We start from the raw sequence: 15605 nt of genomic DNA, 5'->3' as shown, positions 1-15605 counted from the left end.
AACGGCTCGTGCGCGCGAACGTACCGTGCGGCCCAACTGCCCACAATCACACGAAGAAAGGAGGCCTAGCACTGTCACCCCCTGACTTCGGCTCCTGCTGCTTCAGGAGCTGCAGGGCCGTCCGCGGCCGCGCATCCGTCACTGTCTGTGCCCTCCAGGTCACCTGCCGCTAGTATCCCGGCGTTGCCGCAGAGGCGGCAGCTGACCGAGAAAGTGGGAACTCCATGGCCGTCATCGTCACCTTCGAACTTCCAGGCGCCGGGCAGGAGCTTTACGACGCAGTCATCGAACGGGTGACCGGCGGGCAGGGGTTCACGCAGTTCGCAGACCTGCCGAACCCCGGTCTCGTCTCGCACGCGGCGGGGCCGACTGACGGAGGGTTCCGGGTGACCGAGGTCTGGGAGAGCGTGGAGGCCCTCGAAAACCATGCGAAGCTCTTCGGCCCGATCTTGGCCGAACTCGGCCATGCCGAAGTCCAGCCCACGATCATCCCGGCACACAACGTCGTCGTCAGGTAGCAACGACCCAAGGCTCGCCCGGCCAGGACCCGCTCCCCGCCGGCTCGGCGGCGCTCTCGGAGGCTTGCGCTCCAAGCGTGGTTCATACGGGCGAGCTGATGACGTTTCGGGCAACGCTCAGTGGATACGACAAGACCCCGTCCTCAGCATCTCTGCTGGTGGCGGGGTCTTTAGGCACTTCCTGCGAAGTGCCCCCGGCAGGATTCGAACCTGCGCACACGGCTCCGGAGGCCCCGTGCGTCCCACGCGTCTCCGCAGGTCAACGGCCTACGAGTGACGTAGCGAACGTTGTCGGTCCACGAATAGGCCGCGCCTCGTGGAAGGCGCTGTTTGACATCATCCCGCGGTGACGTGGGCACAGAGGCTGCGCTGCTGGTACCCGCCGGGCACATCGGCTCCTACGGCCGCCCAGAATGCCTTGGAATCGCGGAGGTGCCCACCCAGGGTGTGCCACGACAGGCTAGGGTGCTCGATCCGCAGCGCGGCGAGGCCGGCGGAAGCCAGACCACATCCCTGATACTCCGGCAGCGTGTAAGGCTGCTCGACCCACCCGAGCTGACAGTGCAGGCAGACCTGATAGTCGACGCTGAACGCGAACTCGCCGTCCAGGTTGGCTGCCCGCTGACGCCAGTCGTCGCCCCGCTCTGCGGAGATGGTGTCCTGCCATGGGGTGCCTAACTCTGGAACGCTCACCCATCCGCGCCGCCGCCCAAGCCGACGGCGGCTCACCCGCTGCAACACCTTGCGCCAACGTTCTTGCCCAGACACCCGCTCTACCTCGTGAGCCTGATTGGCTAAGCGCTTCGCTGCTTCCCTGTAGACATCACTCGTCATGGCGCTCATCGTTCCCCGATCCGGTGGATGGCGAAGTCTGTTTGCCAACGAAGGCTCGGAAGCCCCCCGTGCGCGCCCATCAGGGTGGACGACGAACAGAACGAGCTGGATCAGACCCACGTGACCGCCCACCATCGCTCGCCGACTTCACCTGGTCCCTTTCGGGCCCCGAACCACCGGCTGAGCACGTCGTCGATCTTCAGGTGACTACGTACTCGGAGCCGCGATGATTGCGGGACAGCCGTTAAGGCGCTCCGGTACGCTCCAGCCGTGGGCCTTGCGAAGCGGGTTTGGGAAGAAGAACGAGAACGCGGGTGGAGTGGCACCGAAAAATGGGTGTGCGAGGAGTGCATTGATGACATTCCTCTAGCCGCGAAAGTCAAAGAAGCCGCAGAATCCGCAGAAAATTGCAGCTTCTGCGAACACGCCCCTGCCGCACCCTTTGACACCTTCATGGATGCGTTCATTTCAGGCGTTAACTCGGAATATGCCACCGTAGAAGACGAGCTTATCCCATACGACAGCGAAGATGGCGATTACATAGTTCCCGGAATGGACACATGGGATCTAGTTCACGACGTATTCGGCGATATCTTCATGAATCATGAACTAGCTGAGGCCGTCTGTGCGGCAATGGACGAAGCCAGCTGGGTGAGGAAAGGCGAGTGGGGTGGTGACTCACCTCGAGAGGTCCTTCAAAATGGCTGGACTTCCTTTTGCTACTCATTGAAGCACAACACACGCTACGTGTTCATGGTCCCAAAGCCCAAGGATGAGCATCGGGATTTTCGGGAGCTAACGCCCGATGAAATGCTTGCTGAAGTTGGCCGCTTGATCGACCTTCACTATCTCTATAGCGAGATCGAAGTTGGCCAACAGTTCTGGCGGGCCCGCACTCGCTCCCAGCGTGACGATGAATGGTGGGCAGCAGATCTCGGCACTGCCCGTTCCGAGCATTCTAAACAGGCCAATCGCATGAATCCAGCGGGCATCCCTATGTTCTACGGTGCCACCGATATGGACACGGCTATTCGTGAGAGCCTGGTCAGGACTATGGACACTCATGTGACCGTCGCAGCTTTCGCGGCGCCCCAGAAGGGCAGCGTTATCGACCTCACTAAGGAGAAACTGCCGCCGGTGCCATCTCTATTCGGCGCCGATGCAGCCGCGCGTCCTGGGCTGCAGTTCCTACATGAATTCGTCGATCATCTAAGCCAACCCATCCGTGAGTCGTACGAGCAGGTCGATTACGTGCCGACCCAAGTGCTCACCGAGTACTTGCTCAAGATTCATCATCGGGAAGGAGACGGTGTCGACGGCCTGATGTACTCGTCAGCCACCACGGGAAAACCGTGCATAGTTCTGGACGTTCCGCACGAGAGATGCGTCGACTCCAAAGATGATGTGAGGGGCACCGAGCTACATCTCGTCCTCGATCGAGACTCGCGCGCCACCTACAAGATTGAGCGGACGTACACCGAGATTGACCCCTTTGAAGGGGTCCGCAGCCGGAAAGGTGCTTGGTGATGGATGCAGGAACGAGTTCACTTATGGTGGCACTCATTGGCATCTCTGGGACTCTGGCTTCTGCCGTACTCATCCAGCACAGTACCAACAAGGGAAAGATAAGGGAATTGAGCCATTCCGCTCAGGAACGCGAAGCGGAACGAGCACACCAAGACCACCTCAATAGCCTAGAGAGTCGCCGCGCAACTTACGTCGCACTTAATACGGCAGCTCGAATATTCTTGACCGAACTCACCAACTACCTGCACTCCCTAAAATCCGAGAGGGCCTCAGATGTCATCCGCGAGAAGGTGGAGTCTGCCCGTCTTGAGCATCGGGCGAGGCACGCTGAGGCGCAAATGATCCTGCCCGATGGAGTTCTCGAGTTCGCCGGAACGGTGGACAAATCGCTTGGAAATCTCTATGGCAAGCTGCGGCGGCTCGACAAAGGGGAGCAGGAGGCTGGCGAGTCCGCCGCGTCGGCCGATGCACTTCGAGGCCAGACCTGGAATCACATTTCCGAAATGCGGCGATCTATGCGCGCCGACTTGGGCATCTCAGTCTCTACCCCTCAGGCGTGAGCGCAGGCTGCCGCAGATTCAAGGCGAGAGTCGTAACGGTTTCCCTCCAAGCGGCACCTGATACTGAACCGTGCGCGTCAACTCTGATGGCGGGATACCCTCCCTTACCTAATGAGCCGTGCGTTGCGCGGGCACCGGCTTCGCCCGGTTCCTGGACACTTCACGGGCCCCGCTGAGTCCCTCGCTCCAGCCCATCAGACAGCTCTGCGCTTGTTCCGCGATTATTACTGGACAAGCCTGATAGCGAGCGCCACTCCGAAAAGGGCCGGCGCTTTCAGAAGTGCCGCTTTACAAGAGAGGTGCACACCCGCACCTGACCTGCACGGTTGTGGTGCTGGCTCATCTACCGTGCAGGCGTCCGTAGACGGCCTCGTTCCCCGTGACTCCCCGCACGATGTGGCACGGCCACCTGTTCGCGGTGTTTGCCAAAGACGATCCTCAACTCCCCGCACTGCTCTAGCCTGTGCTTCATCGAGCGGGAGTTCATGACCGCCCGCAGCATAGGGGGATTCATGGTCCTGGTTCTGCTCATTGGCTTGGCCGCAGGAGCTGCGTACGTCTGTCGCGACACGCCGCTGTTCATCCCTGCAGTGATCGTGGCTATCTGTTCATTTGGGGCCAACGGTGTCATATCGAACTTTCGGCGCAGCTCCGAAGTACCTCGTGTCGCCACGCTCGTAAGCCTGGTGTGCTTCGTGTTGACGCTGATCTTCGGGATCACAGGACTGGTCATTAGCTGATCGCGGGAGACGGATGAGCCAGGGGGCCGACCTCAACCGTCGCAGCGCCCGCGAAGCTGCCGATACAACTAGGCAAGAGTCAGACCGCTCTAAGTCGTCGCGCAGTTGAGACGAATACGGTGTTGTGTGAGGGTTCCGAGAACCCGGCCATCTGCGCGATCTCATCAGGGGTCAACCCCTTGTCCGCCATCGCTTGGCCGATCGACTGCGCGAGGGCAGGTGTCTCTGGCGCCAGCTCATCGCTCAGCGGCTCACGCGTACGCCAGCCCTTGCTACTGAGCTGCTTGTAGAGGTACTCGCGCTTGCTCGCAGTAATCGTATTAAGCCGGTAGGCGTGCTCGATGAGTGCTTGCATCGATGTGCCCCACTCACGCTTCAGGTCGTGCAACCGCCCCAGGTTCAGATTTCTCAGCTGCGGACGAATCACCTCTTCAGGCATCAGGAACTCTGCGGCAAACCGCGTTGCCTGGTCCTCCATGTCTGGGGTGATCTCGTACGCATGTAGGCATAGGTGCCCCAGCTCGTGCCCTAGCGTGAGTCGAAGCCTGTCTGTGGGAGCCAAGACGTTGATCATGGCGACCGGATAGTCGTCCACCCACTGAGATAGGCCATCGATCCGAGAGGTACCGAAGTCTTCCGCCAAGACAATGCAGCCTGCAGACTCCATCCACCGAGCAACCGAGCGGACGGGCCCGATGGGCATGCGCCACTGCATGCGCACCATGCGGGCGGCGTCAGCCGGATCTGTCTCGATGGGATCAAAGCGAGGGATCTGCTGGTCAGCCTTGAGGGAGACCTCTTCCATCAGGTGGCGGACGTGCATCCGATACATGTTGAGCTTGGCCTCAAGCTGCCGCCATGTAGTGGCCTTCGCGGTAGCGCGGCGGCGCATGTGCGCATCCACGGCCATGGCTCCTCGGACCGATCCAGCCGACTTCATGAAGGCTGTGGTCACCCCGACGGCAGCAGCCAGACGCGCAAGAACATCGCTGTCTGGCTCACGCATGCCGTTCTCGTAGCGGGACAAGGCGGCCTGCGTTACGCCGGCCGCCGTCGCCAACTCTTCCTGGGTCAGTCCTTGTGCCCGGCGAGCAGTAGTGATCGCTTCGCCGAGGGCGGTCATGTACCCACTTCTCCTTGAATGTCGCCAGACCTCGTGTCAGGCAGCTCGATGGTGGGCAACGCGGGCTCGGACTCGGTGGGGCGAATCGGCTGCGCCGGCACACCGGCCAAACCGGCGTCCGCCTCCGGCAACGGAATGTGCCAGATCACTTCCTCTTCGCCGTCACGCAAGGAGAGGACCGCGTCTCCCATGGAACGTGTGTCGGCATCCCAGTCGTAGCCCGCAATCAAGCGGAGCTCTTCCAGACCGGGAAAAACCTCCTGCACCCCCTGAGCATAAAACTCCAGTGCAGTTTGCGTAGCGTAGCTGCTGACCCTGCCCTCTCCGCGGTGACGCTTCAGTCGCAGCCGGTAATTGAGGCCAACGGCAATCTCGCGCGTCGGTTCCCGATCACTGAGGGTGATGCCCGGGTCACCATCCAGTTCGGCGCAGACGTGAGCCCAGAGGCGATCGTGAATCCAGTTCGCCAGACCTCGCTCGCTACTGTCCGACACCCACGATGTATGCGTTTCGCGATAGGCAGCAAGATCCCTACGCGTCCTAACTACAGCGCGGGCCAGGCCGCCAGTGACCTTGGCGCCCAGGCCGGACAGGACATCCTCCGGAGACGGATAGGATTTCATGCCGGAAAATATACCGCTACTCCCTGCCTCCGTGTCCAGCATCGGCGTTATCTCAACTGACGGTTGATCGGACCGTACCGGTCCACGCTGACAACCGGCCTCGCCACAACGGGCCAGCAGCACAGCTCCGTTGCGCAACGGAGCGTCCCAACCCCCGTCTCCTCTGCTCCTCAGCCGTCGACCTACGAGCTGCAGAACGGGCACAAGTTCTCGTGCCCAACGACACGCTCATCAGCCCCGTGATATCGGTACCGACGCGGAGCGGCAACACCGGCCGGTGCCACATCGCGGCAGCAGCTGCTCCCCATCAACCGATTCCCGGTGGTGCGGTCGCATCACGCTCCCGTCATACGTGACGGCGGGGGTACGGCGCCCCGCCCTACTCAAGCCCGGCAGGCGGCCGGCCATGCGCAAGAGGTCACCCCCTCGCTCGCTGTTGACTGTCTTTTGGCCGCCCGTCCTGGCCGCGGTCGGCAGCGCTCGTGGCTACGCGTGCCATGTGACGGTTGCCGTGCTTGGAGCCCGGCTTTGGTTGCCCATCACCCGAGCTATCAGGCGTGCGGCCGGCGGCCGGGCCGGAGCGGGGCGCAGACAGGAGCGGCGGCCCGGGCGACGGGCCGCGCGCGCCGCGCCGTGCGCGGCGGGTGCCTTGATGAGGTAGAGAAACCTGTAACAGCTCGCCCTAGAAGCGAGCGAAGATCACCGTTGCGTCGTCGTGCCCCTTGGAGCGTGGCCATCGCTCACGGTCTGGGTCGCTCTGCTCGGCGTCGCGGACTCGGCCGATGAGAGAGGCTGGGCCGTGCTGCTCCAGGACATCGAGGCAATCTGACCAGTCGCCAAAAGCGAAGGTGTCGACGAACCGGGCTGAGCCGTCAGTGAGAAGCGCCGCCCGCCTCAGGTGTGCGAGCGGCATGGTGCCCGTCAGAGCCTCGGCCGCAGCTTCGGGCTCCGCAGCGGCTACCCAAAAGCCACCCGGCCGGTTACGCAGTGCCCGCTCTTCCTCGACCAACGATGTGTGCGTTGCCCGTTCCTCTTGTGACCCCGGCGTGGCCGCGCGCAAGGCGGCTCGCTTCTCGCTTGCCACCGCTTTCAGGCGTTGATCAGTGACGACTACGGGGTCTTGCCCAGCGTCGAGGACGAGTGAGCCGTCTCCCAACACGAGCCATTCGACCTGCTCGTCCTGGACTCGAAGTACGGCGACCATTGCTGACGGGGAAAACGGACTGTCCGCATCGCAGGTCCCCCGGTGCAGATCCGCCGTTCGCTCAATGGCGGTAGCGAGGCAGTGAGTCAGGCCTCTTCGGCTTTCGGTGGCCTGTCCGTGCAGCGAGTTGCCCAGCCTCTGGACAAACCAAGCCACGCCGTGGATGCATCCGGTGGGCAGCCCCTTTGGCATTCCGGCACCGTCCAGCACCACGAGGCACTCGGCGCTGCCGATGGCGAAGTCCTCGTTGGGTCCCCCAGGTCGGGGGGTGCTGGCCAGGGCGACATCCACGTCAGCTCACCTCGTGTAGAAGCAACCCACTGATCGCGCGGCTGTCTGTGATCGCCTTGGTGCCCGGCTCGTAGTCACAACCGATGACCATCGAGAACTCGGCTGTTCCGGCCTGCTGATAGAGGTCCGCCAGGTGCTCCGTGAGGAATTGCGCGACTCCCAGCGAGCCGACTGCGTGCACACCAGCGATCAGCAGGAAGGTGCCCTGCCCGTCGGGCCTTGGGAGCCGGCCCAAATACGCCACATCCGAAGAGGTGGGGCTGCCCGGGTCATCGCTCGGCGAGGTGTACGTCCTGCCGGTGTCCGTCTCGATGAGCGCCCACCGGCCATCCGGCAGCGTCTCGAACGAGAGGCGGGGGTCGGACTGGAGGGCGGCCGCGGTCACCGGCGATGTCTTGGGGCCGCAGACCACGATGAGGTCTTCGCGGTTCAAGTCGATCTCGCCCGACGTCGAGATGTACCCCAGGTCCCCTTCGAGCTGAAGCTGATGAGCCAACGCCACCAGCTTCTGACCGGTGGAGCTGTCCTCAAGCGCGACATACTCCCGCTCGCCCGGCCTCATGGGGACAAGTACCTGGACGGGCCCGGTGCCGAGAAACACTCGCTCCGGCGGCGGGCCAGCGTCACGGAGCTGAGCCACGCGTGCCCGGCTGACCCCCATCAGCTTCGCTACGTCCGCCATCGAGTGCCCGTGATCACGAAGCCAAGCGATGCTCTCCTTGCGCATGCGCGAGGTCTCGACAACGGCGGCCTGGAGCTCCCCCATCAGGTCCACGGCGGCCTTCACGCGGAGCGCGTGATCTTGCATAGCGGCGACGCGCCGGACTTCGTCAATCACGGCGGGCACCTCGCGGAACTGGACGGGGGACTGTCTTCATACTCCACATGCTAAGGGGGGGTTGACATCGCGCAACAGTCGCATGCATCTTGGGTGGTAACCCCCCCTTAACGGAGTGGGTCTCGACGCTCGGGCTGTTAAGCCCCCCTTACCGGGAGAGTGGACATGCCGTCCTTCAAGATCGACCTTTCGACCGCCGTGGTGTTCGTGGCCACGGCCCCCGTCCCGAAGCTCGTGAGCAAGCAGACCGGTGAGCGCGCCATGGACCGGGACACCGGTGCCGGCCTCTCTACGGTGGGCCTGCTGATCTCGGACGAGGGAGAAGGCAACCTCTACCAGGTGACCGTTCCGGAGACCGGTCTCCCCGAGGGTCTCGCGCCGGGCATGCCGGTGTCGGTGATCGGGCTCAAGGCGCGGGACTGGGAGAACAACTTCAACGGCCAGGCCCGGCATGGCATCTCGTTCCGCGCGGTCGCCCTCACGGTCGGTGCCTGAGCATGAACGGGACCGCCTTATCCGTCACGCTGGCGCTGGTCGCCACGGTCGCGCTGCTGCTGCGGTGGCAGCGTCCGGCCTGGTACTGGATGACCTTCGGCATCCTGTTCGCCGTAGTCCGGGTCCTCATCCGGTACTCCTCGGTCATGGACGCGTGCGGCCTGACGGTCCCGCCGTCTCGCTTGCGCCTCGCGGTCGCCCGGATGACGAACCGGCCCGCACCTGAGCCCCGGGCACCGAGGATCCTCCGGCTCAGCCCGACACGAACCGGGCTGGTGGTGCGGGTGAAGCTGCGGCGGGGTCAGGATGCGTTCGACTTCTCTGCCGCCTCGGACCGGTTGCGGCACTCGTTCGTGATGCAGAACGTCACCGCCCGTGAGATCCGCTCGGGTGTGGTCGAGCTGCGAATGACGGGCTATGACGTCCTCAAGAGGGTCCAGATGCCCGCTGTCGCTGGCGGTGGGGTGATGCGGGTTCCGGTCGCGATGCGGGAGGACGGTGAGGTCTACTTCCGCGACTACCGGCAGAGCCCGCACGCGCTGAATGTCGGCGCGACACAGTCCGGCAAGTCCGTGTATCAGCGCAACCTCGTAGCCGGACTCGCCACGCAGGATGTTGCGCTGGTCGGTATCGACTGCAAGCAGGGTGTGGAACTCGCGCCGCTTGCTCGCCGGTTCACGGCCCTGGCCGACAACCCGGACACTGCCGCCGAGCTGCTCGACGTGCTCGTCGACCACATGGCCGAGGTCTATCAGCTCATCCGGTGCGAGCAGCGGCTGAGCGCCGACGTCCCGGACGCGGAGATCACCGCCGATATCTGGGACCTGCCCGACGACCTGCGCCCCACCCCGGTCGTCCTGGTGGTCGATGAGGTGGCCGAGCTCGCCCTGTTCGCCACGAAGGAGGAAGAGAAGCGCCGGGACCGGATCATCACCGCCCTGGTCCGCCTCGCCCAGCTCGGCCGCGCCGCCGGCATCTATCTGGAGATCTGCGGGCAGCGCTTCGGCTCCGAACTCGGCAAGGGCATCACCATGCTCCGCGCCCAGCTCACCGGCCGCACAGCCCACCGCGTCAACGACGAGACCAGCGCCAACATGGCCTTCGGAGATGTCTCCCCGGATGCCGTCCTGGCCACGATCCAGATCCGTACCGACCGGCCCGGCACCGCGGTCGCCGGGGACTCCTCCGGCGGCTGGGTCCGCATCCGCACCCCGCACCTCACGCTCCGCCGGGCCGTGAACATCGCGAACGCGCAGGCTCATCGCACCCCGGAGATCCCCGCGCTGGACGCCTTCCGGCCCGTCCTGCCGAGCCTGGTCAAGGCCCCGGTCCTGTCAGCCGATTCGGCTCCGGCGCTCGCCTGACACACCCCGCATACCGGTCGGCGTGACCGCCTCACGCCACGTCCCTACCCCACCCATGCCCGAAACCGGAAGGAGGACCCACGATGCGCCCCACGCTGCGACCGGACGCCGTCCTCGTACAGGCCGTGATCGCCGGTGCCCTGTCCTTCGCCCACCTGCACGACCTCGCCGCAGCCGCCGGACAGACCGGATGGAAGGCGTGGGCCTACCCCGTCTCCGTCGACCTCCTGCTGGTCGCCGCTTGGCGCCGCCTTCGCACCCTGCGGGCCGCCGGCGCCTCCGCCCGCTCGGCCTGGACCTGGTTCACCGTCGCCCTGGCCGCCTCACTCGGTGCCAACGTCGCCACCGCCGGTCTCCTCGACCTCGGCCATGTCCCGGACTGGCTGCGGATCCTGGTCGCCGGATGGCCCGCCCTCGCATTCCTCGGCGGCACCCTCCTCGTCCACACCCCGACGCCAGCGGCCACACCTGAACTGCCCGCCGATGACCCGGTTGTCGAGCGTGAGATCCCCGCCGAGCCTGAGCCGGAATCCGCGCCCGCGCTGCCCGCCGTCGAGCCCGACCCGGCACCCGAGCCCATCCCCGCTCCGCCCGCTGTGAGTGTTCCGCCGGCCCTGGTTGCCCACGCCCGGAAGCTCGCCGACGAGCACCACACCCGGACCGGCTCGCCGATCGACGCCGACACCCTGCGTGCCCGTCTCGGTGTCCCGCCCGTGATGGCAGACGCCATCGCCGCCCAACTCGCCTGAAAGGAGGTGACCTCATGCCCGCCCGCGACCAGTTCCACTCCGTGATCCGGATCGGCCCCGTGCAGATCGGCACCCACCGCGACCGCCACGGCCGGACCAAACACGTAGCCGCCTGCACCGCCGATGACTGCGGCTGGTCCGCCGACTACTCCAACCAGTCCGCCGCCCAGCTCGCCGCCCGCACCCACCGCTGCCAGCCCCGCTAGCCGTCAAGGAGACCTGCCATGGACGTTCCGCTCTGGCTCGCCCTGATCGTCGTCGGCGCCCTCGGCATCAAGCTCATCCGCCCGCCCTGGTGGCTCGTCGCCGTGATCCTCCTCGGCGGCTACCTCCTCGCCGACAGCCTCCTCGCCCCCGCCATCGACACCGCAATCAACCAGTAGGGAGAAGCGTCATGCTCCGACCGCGCGTCCCGGTCAACCCGCTCCCGACCGGCATCACCACCCCGCTCCTCCAGCCCATCCCCACCGCCGACATCGAGCCCGCCACCCCGGCCCCCGTGCCGGTCGCCCCGGCCCGGCCGACGGTTCAGCTCACCCCCGGCAGCACGCTCGCCCTGGTGGCCGGCGGTGGGGCCGTAGTCCTGGTCGTCGGCACGGTTCTGGTCTCGATGCTCCTCGCGGTCGCCGTCACCGCCGTCTCGGTCGCCGTGTGCGCCGTCGTCCTCAAGTCCCTGACCAGCCAGGAAAGGAAGCACTGACCATGGGCCTCTTCCGCCGCAAGTCCGACAGCACGCCGTCCAACCCGCAGGTGGCCGAGCTGGGCCGCGAGTACGCCATCGCCAAGCGCCACGGAGACCGCAAGGCCGTCGGCCGCATCAACCGCCAGCTCGACACCCACCCCATGAGCGACAGCGACCGTGCCTCCTTCGACCAGGGCCGCGCCGCCTACGACGCCATCCCGCCCATCAAGCCCACCCGCAACCAGCGCCGGAGCCGGTGACCGCCATGGACACCTACACACTCGCCGCCGCCGGCTTACCCGTCTTCGGCTGGGCCCTGCACGGCAGCCTGCTCGCCCGCCGCCTGGCCACCGCCCGCCGCGACCCGCTGACCGGCCTGCATACCCGCGCCGGATGGACCGCCCGCGCCGAACGCCTCATCACCCGGCACCCGGGTGCGTTCGTCCTCCTGGTCGACCTGGACGACTTCAAGGCCATCAATGACACCCACGGCCACGCCGCCGGAGACGCCGTCCTCACCGCCACCGCACAGCGGCTGAGCGACTGGTGCGGACGGGACGGCATCGCCGCCCGCCTCGGCGGAGACGAGTTCGCCGCCGTCATCATCAACCTCGGCGACGCCAACCTCTTCGACCTCTGGTCCGCACTGGACACCCCGGTATCCCACGACGGCCACGTCCTGCGGGTCTCGGCCTCGGTCGGCCACTGCTCCGCCGACCAGCTGCCGGTCCCGACGCTCACCGACGCCCTCTCGGCAGCCGACGCGTCGATGTATGCGGCCAAGGGCCACGGCAGGCGCAACACACACTGAGCGGCCCCCGGAGCGGCCTCTACCGCCAAGTTTCCGCCGCCCCGGGCGCCTTCAACACCCCACTTCAGATCCCACGGACCCGAAAGGGAAAACCCATGATGCCCCAGGCCTCGACCCCGCGCGTCTGCTCGCACTGCGACGGCTTCCCCGTCGTCCACGTCACCACCGGCACCACCACCCCGGACGGGCAGCGCCGCACCCTTCCGGCCTCCTGCCCGGCCTGCAAGGGCGCCGGCACCCGCACCGCCCCGGCCGTCCTCGTCCGCGCCGGGAAGTGACCACTTTGACCGACACCGCCACCGCGGCGGGCCTGGACCCGGCCACCCTGAGCGACCTGCTCCGGCTGGCCGGGTCCTACGGCTTCGACCGCCTCACCGACCAACTCCGCCGCACCGGAGGCTGCACCGCACCCATCCGCCTCACCGGCGGCACCAAACTCCTCGACCCGAGCACCAAGATGGTCCTCCACGCCTACAACACCGACACCGAACCCGGCGGCGTCCTGCGGATCGCCTGCGGCAACCGGCGCGCCTCGCGCTGCCCTGCCTGCGCCTGGACCTACGCCGGAGACACCTACCACCTGATCCGTGCCGGACTCGTCGGCAACCCCGACAAGGGCACCCCCGATACGATCCGCGACCACCCCCGCGTCTTCGCCACCCTCACCGCCCCCTCCTTCGGCCCGGTCCACAACCGGCCCGGCACCAGGCCGTGCCGCTGCGGCATCCGCCACCAGGAGGACGCGCCCGAACTCGGCACCCCGCTCGACCCCGAGACGTACGACTACGCGCACGCGGTGCTGTGGAACAACCACGCCTCGGAGCTGTGGCGCTACTTCACGATCTACCTCCGCCGCGAAATCGCCGCACGCGCCGGCCTCACGCAGACAGCCGCCCGCGAAGAATCCCGCGTCTCCTTCGGCAAGGTCGCCGAGTACCAGAAGCGCGGAGCCGTCCACTTCCACGCCGTCATCCGCTTCGACGGCCCCGACGGTCCCCACACCCCACCCCCTGCCTGGGCCACCCTCGAGCTCCTGACCGACGCCATCCGCGCTGCAGCCGCCCGCGCCCGTGTCACCGTGCCCGCTGCACCGGAGTACGGCGTGGACCAGGACGTGAAGCTCAACTGGGGGAGTCAGTTCGACGTTCAGCCCATCGGCGCCTTCGGCCAGGGCGAAGACCTCACCGAACAGGCCGTCGCCGCTTACGTCGCCAAGTACGCCACCAAAGCGGCCGAGAACACCGGGGCCGTTGACCGCCAGGTCGGGAACAAGGAAGCACTGATCCTCCTCAACGTCCCCGACCATCCAAGGCGCCTGATGGAAGCCTGCATGGACCTCGATGCGGCCTACCCGGACCGGCGCCTGAGGGCCTGGGCCCACATGCTCGGCTTCCGCGGCCATTTCTCCACCAAATCCCGTCGCTACTCCACCACCCTCGGCGCCTTACGCCAGGTCCGCGCCGACTACCGCGCCACCCAACAACGTGTCTCGTTGGGTCTGCCCTACCCCGACGAAAACCCGGAGGCCACCGTCCTCGTCGTCGCCCATTGGACGTACGCCGGCCACGGCTCCACCCCGGGTGAGTCCTGGCTCGCCGCAAACATCCGCCGCGACATCCAACACAACCGCGAACAGGCCCGCGAGATCCGCGCCGAGCTGGAAGGAGAGCTGACGTGAAGGACGAGCTGATGACCGTCCCGCAGATCCTCGCCGAGCTTGGCGGCGTTTCCCGGCGGACCTTCTACCGGTGGCGCGAGCTGGGACAGGGCCCCGCAGCGTTCAAGCTTCCCAATGGCGAGCTGCGGGTCTGGCGATCGGACTTTGCTGCCTGGCTCCGTGGGCTGGAAGGTGCTGCCGCGTGAAGTCCACGGATGTGCGCGTGTGGTCGATTCGCACCAAGCCGGGGGTTCGCCCTTCGTACCAAGTGCGTTGGAAGGTCGCTGGGGAGCTGTTCTCTCAGACTCGAAAAACCAAGGCACTCGCGGACAGCTTCCGATCCAAGCTCCTGCGCGCTGCGCGAGAGGGCGAGGAGTTCGATACGGAGTCGGGCCTGCCGGACTCCATGGTCGAGAAGAAGGCCACGCTTACCTGGTACGACTTCGCGCTGAAGTACCTCGCCATGAAGTGGCCCCACGCTGCCCCGAACACCAGGGACGGCATCAACGAGTCGCTGACCTCGGTCACGATGGCGTTCCTGAGCGATCGCCCGGGCCGGCCTGCCGACAACGAGCTTCGCAAGATCCTCAGAACGTGGGCATTCGTCCTTCCCGGACCGGGGGAGAGGGAACTCCCCATTGAAGTCGGCAAAGCCCTGCATTGGGTCGCTAAGGCCTCGCGGCCCCTGGCCGATCTTGCGGATCCGGTCGTCGGACGGGCAGTCCTCGACTCGCTGAAACTGAAGCTGGACGGCACCGCTGCGGCTGCCGAGACAGTACGCCGAAAGCGGCGCACGCTCGTCAACGCCATGAATTACGCGGTCGACCTCGGAGAGTTCTCGGAGAACCCGCTCGCCGCGGTGCGCTGGCAGAAGCCCAAGGTGTCCGGCGAGGTGGACCCCCGCGTCGTGGCCAACCCGGAGCAGGCCCGCTCTCTCCTCCACGCGGTCTCGTACGTCGGTGGCTATCGCCGAGCCCGCGGCCGGCGCCTCGTCGGGCTCTTCGCCGGGATGTACTTCGGCGGCTTCCGGCCCGCTGAGGTGGTGGGCCTGGCCGAACCTGATCTGACGCTCCCGGCCTCGGGCTGGGGCACCGCTCTCCTTCACCGCACGCGCCCCAGCGTAGGCAAGCAGTGGACCGACTCCGGGGAGAGCCACGACGACCGCGGGCTGAAGAATCGCCCGAACGAGGACGTCCGTCGGGTGCCCGTCCCTCCCCAGCTCGTGAGCATCTTCCGCGAGCACATCGAGACCTTCGGCACCGCAGACGACGGCCGGCTGTTTTTCAGCGAGAGCGGGGGAGTGGTCTCCTCCTCGACCTACTACCGGGCGTGGCAGGAAGCCCGGATGTTGGCTCTCCCACCGGCCGTCGTTGCCTCTCCGCTCGCCCGACGCCCGTACGACCTGCGGCACTCGGCGCTCTCCACGTGGCTCAACGCGGGCGTCGACGCCACTGAGGTCGCCGAGCGCGCCGGCAACAGCGTGGAGGTGCTGCTGAGTCGGTATGCGAAGTGCCTCGACGGCCGTCAGGACGTGGCGAATCGGCGCATCGAGGACCTGCTCCGCGAGTACGAGTGAGCGGCGAGTGATC

General features: G+C 66.2%; 21 protein-coding genes and 1 tRNA gene. 16 read left to right on the top strand and 6 right to left on the bottom strand.

The window, feature by feature from the left end; all coding sequences use genetic code 11:
- Positions 1–224 precede the first annotated feature (224 nt).
- The gene (locus ACZ3IJ_RS06645; protein WP_467466574.1) at positions 225–518 is read left to right on the top strand and encodes a hypothetical protein; all 294 of its coding nucleotides are present in this window, start codon (positions 225–227) and stop codon (positions 516–518) included.
- 189 nt (positions 519–707) lie between these two features.
- Here the strand turns inward: ACZ3IJ_RS06645 and ACZ3IJ_RS06640 are convergent.
- Both ACZ3IJ_RS06640 and ACZ3IJ_RS06635 read right to left on the bottom strand, forming a co-directional pair.
- Positions 708–785 (bottom strand) — tRNA-Arg (locus ACZ3IJ_RS06640).
- A 69-nt stretch (positions 786–854) separates the two neighbouring features.
- A complete protein-coding gene (locus ACZ3IJ_RS06635) occupies positions 855–1352 on the bottom strand; it encodes a hypothetical protein (RefSeq protein WP_467466573.1) in 498 nt (165 codons plus the stop codon).
- A 270-nt stretch (positions 1353–1622) separates the two neighbouring features.
- Here ACZ3IJ_RS06635 and ACZ3IJ_RS06630 point away from each other — a divergent pair, with 270 nt between their 5' ends.
- The 3 genes from ACZ3IJ_RS06630 (at position 1623) to ACZ3IJ_RS06620 (ending at position 4179) form a co-directional block, all read left to right on the top strand.
- Entirely contained in the window at positions 1623–2879 is a 1257-nt protein-coding gene (locus tag ACZ3IJ_RS06630) for a HEPN-associated N-terminal domain-containing protein (RefSeq protein WP_467466572.1), read from the top strand.
- Positions 2879–3439: a hypothetical protein gene (locus ACZ3IJ_RS06625; RefSeq protein ID WP_467466571.1), complete on the top strand. Its 561-nt coding sequence runs from the start codon at positions 2879–2881 to the stop codon at positions 3437–3439. The genes ACZ3IJ_RS06630 and ACZ3IJ_RS06625 overlap by 1 nt, the downstream gene beginning before the upstream one ends.
- A 485-nt stretch (positions 3440–3924) precedes the next feature.
- A complete protein-coding gene (locus ACZ3IJ_RS06620; RefSeq protein WP_467466570.1) occupies positions 3925–4179 on the top strand; it encodes a hypothetical protein in 255 nt (84 codons plus the stop codon).
- 79 nt (positions 4180–4258) lie between these two features.
- On the opposite strand, the gene ACZ3IJ_RS06615 is transcribed toward ACZ3IJ_RS06620, so the two are convergent.
- The 4 genes from ACZ3IJ_RS06615 to ACZ3IJ_RS06600 form a co-directional block, all read right to left on the bottom strand.
- Positions 4259–5302 carry a helix-turn-helix domain-containing protein gene (locus tag ACZ3IJ_RS06615; protein ID WP_467466569.1) on the bottom strand — a complete coding sequence of 348 codons (1044 nt, stop codon included), beginning with the start codon at positions 5300–5302 and terminating at the stop codon, positions 4259–4261.
- Complete coding sequence (locus ACZ3IJ_RS06610; RefSeq protein WP_467466568.1) at positions 5299–5925, bottom strand: hypothetical protein; 627 nt, start codon at positions 5923–5925, stop codon at positions 5299–5301. The genes ACZ3IJ_RS06615 and ACZ3IJ_RS06610 overlap by 4 nt, the downstream gene beginning before the upstream one ends.
- Positions 5926–6607: 682 nt before the next feature.
- Complete coding sequence (locus tag ACZ3IJ_RS06605; RefSeq protein ID WP_467466567.1) at positions 6608–7420, bottom strand: protein phosphatase 2C domain-containing protein; 813 nt, start codon at positions 7418–7420, stop codon at positions 6608–6610.
- Between the two features lies 1 nt (position 7421).
- Positions 7422–8258, bottom strand: a complete 837-nt coding sequence (locus tag ACZ3IJ_RS06600; protein ID WP_467466566.1) for a sigma-70 family RNA polymerase sigma factor — start codon at positions 8256–8258, stop codon at positions 7422–7424.
- A gap of 165 nt (positions 8259–8423) precedes the next feature.
- Here ACZ3IJ_RS06600 and ACZ3IJ_RS06595 point away from each other — a divergent pair, with 165 nt between their 5' ends.
- The 12 genes from ACZ3IJ_RS06595 to ACZ3IJ_RS06540 all read left to right on the top strand — a co-directional run bounded on the left by ACZ3IJ_RS06595 (position 8424) and on the right by ACZ3IJ_RS06540 (position 15592).
- Positions 8424–8753 (top strand): SCO3933 family regulatory protein, encoded by a 330-nt coding sequence (locus ACZ3IJ_RS06595; protein WP_467466565.1) that lies wholly within the window; start codon positions 8424–8426, stop codon positions 8751–8753.
- Positions 8754–8755: 2 nt separating this feature from the next.
- Positions 8756–10117, top strand: coding sequence for an FtsK/SpoIIIE domain-containing protein (locus ACZ3IJ_RS06590; protein ID WP_467466564.1), 1362 nt, complete (start codon positions 8756–8758; stop codon positions 10115–10117).
- An 83-nt stretch (positions 10118–10200) separates the two neighbouring features.
- Positions 10201–10866, top strand: coding sequence for a DUF2637 domain-containing protein (locus ACZ3IJ_RS06585; RefSeq protein ID WP_467466562.1), 666 nt, complete (start codon positions 10201–10203; stop codon positions 10864–10866).
- Positions 10867–10880: 14 nt separating this feature from the next.
- Positions 10881–11072, top strand: coding sequence for a mobile element transfer protein (locus tag ACZ3IJ_RS06580; RefSeq protein ID WP_467466561.1), 192 nt, complete (start codon positions 10881–10883; stop codon positions 11070–11072).
- Between the two features lie 18 nt (positions 11073–11090).
- Positions 11091–11249: a hypothetical protein gene (locus tag ACZ3IJ_RS06575; protein WP_467466560.1), complete on the top strand. Its 159-nt coding sequence runs from the start codon at positions 11091–11093 to the stop codon at positions 11247–11249.
- A gap of 11 nt (positions 11250–11260) precedes the next feature.
- Complete coding sequence (locus tag ACZ3IJ_RS06570) at positions 11261–11566, top strand: SpdD-like protein (protein ID WP_467466559.1); 306 nt, start codon at positions 11261–11263, stop codon at positions 11564–11566.
- Positions 11567–11568: 2 nt separating this feature from the next.
- A complete protein-coding gene (locus tag ACZ3IJ_RS06565) occupies positions 11569–11808 on the top strand; it encodes a hypothetical protein (RefSeq protein ID WP_467466558.1) in 240 nt (79 codons plus the stop codon).
- Positions 11809–11813: 5 nt separating this feature from the next.
- The gene (locus ACZ3IJ_RS06560; RefSeq protein ID WP_467466556.1) at positions 11814–12359 is read left to right on the top strand and encodes a GGDEF domain-containing protein; all 546 of its coding nucleotides are present in this window, start codon (positions 11814–11816) and stop codon (positions 12357–12359) included.
- A gap of 95 nt (positions 12360–12454) precedes the next feature.
- Positions 12455–12637, top strand: a complete 183-nt coding sequence (locus ACZ3IJ_RS06555; protein WP_467466555.1) for a hypothetical protein — start codon at positions 12455–12457, stop codon at positions 12635–12637.
- A 5-nt stretch (positions 12638–12642) separates the two neighbouring features.
- The gene (gene repSA, locus ACZ3IJ_RS06550) at positions 12643–14037 is read left to right on the top strand and encodes a replication initiator protein RepSA (protein WP_467466950.1); all 1395 of its coding nucleotides are present in this window, start codon (positions 12643–12645) and stop codon (positions 14035–14037) included.
- 11 nt (positions 14038–14048) lie between these two features.
- Positions 14049–14222: a helix-turn-helix transcriptional regulator gene (locus ACZ3IJ_RS06545; protein ID WP_467466948.1), complete on the top strand. Its 174-nt coding sequence runs from the start codon at positions 14049–14051 to the stop codon at positions 14220–14222.
- Entirely contained in the window at positions 14219–15592 is a 1374-nt protein-coding gene (locus tag ACZ3IJ_RS06540; protein ID WP_467466554.1) for a tyrosine-type recombinase/integrase, read from the top strand. Before ACZ3IJ_RS06545 ends, ACZ3IJ_RS06540 begins: the two co-directional genes overlap by 4 nt.
- Positions 15593–15605: the final 13 nt, after the last annotated feature.

The organism is Streptomyces sp. NPDC013317 (genome assembly GCF_055563155.1).
Note: the sequence above shows the minus strand (reverse complement) of the source record. Positions and strands in the feature narration are given on the sequence as shown.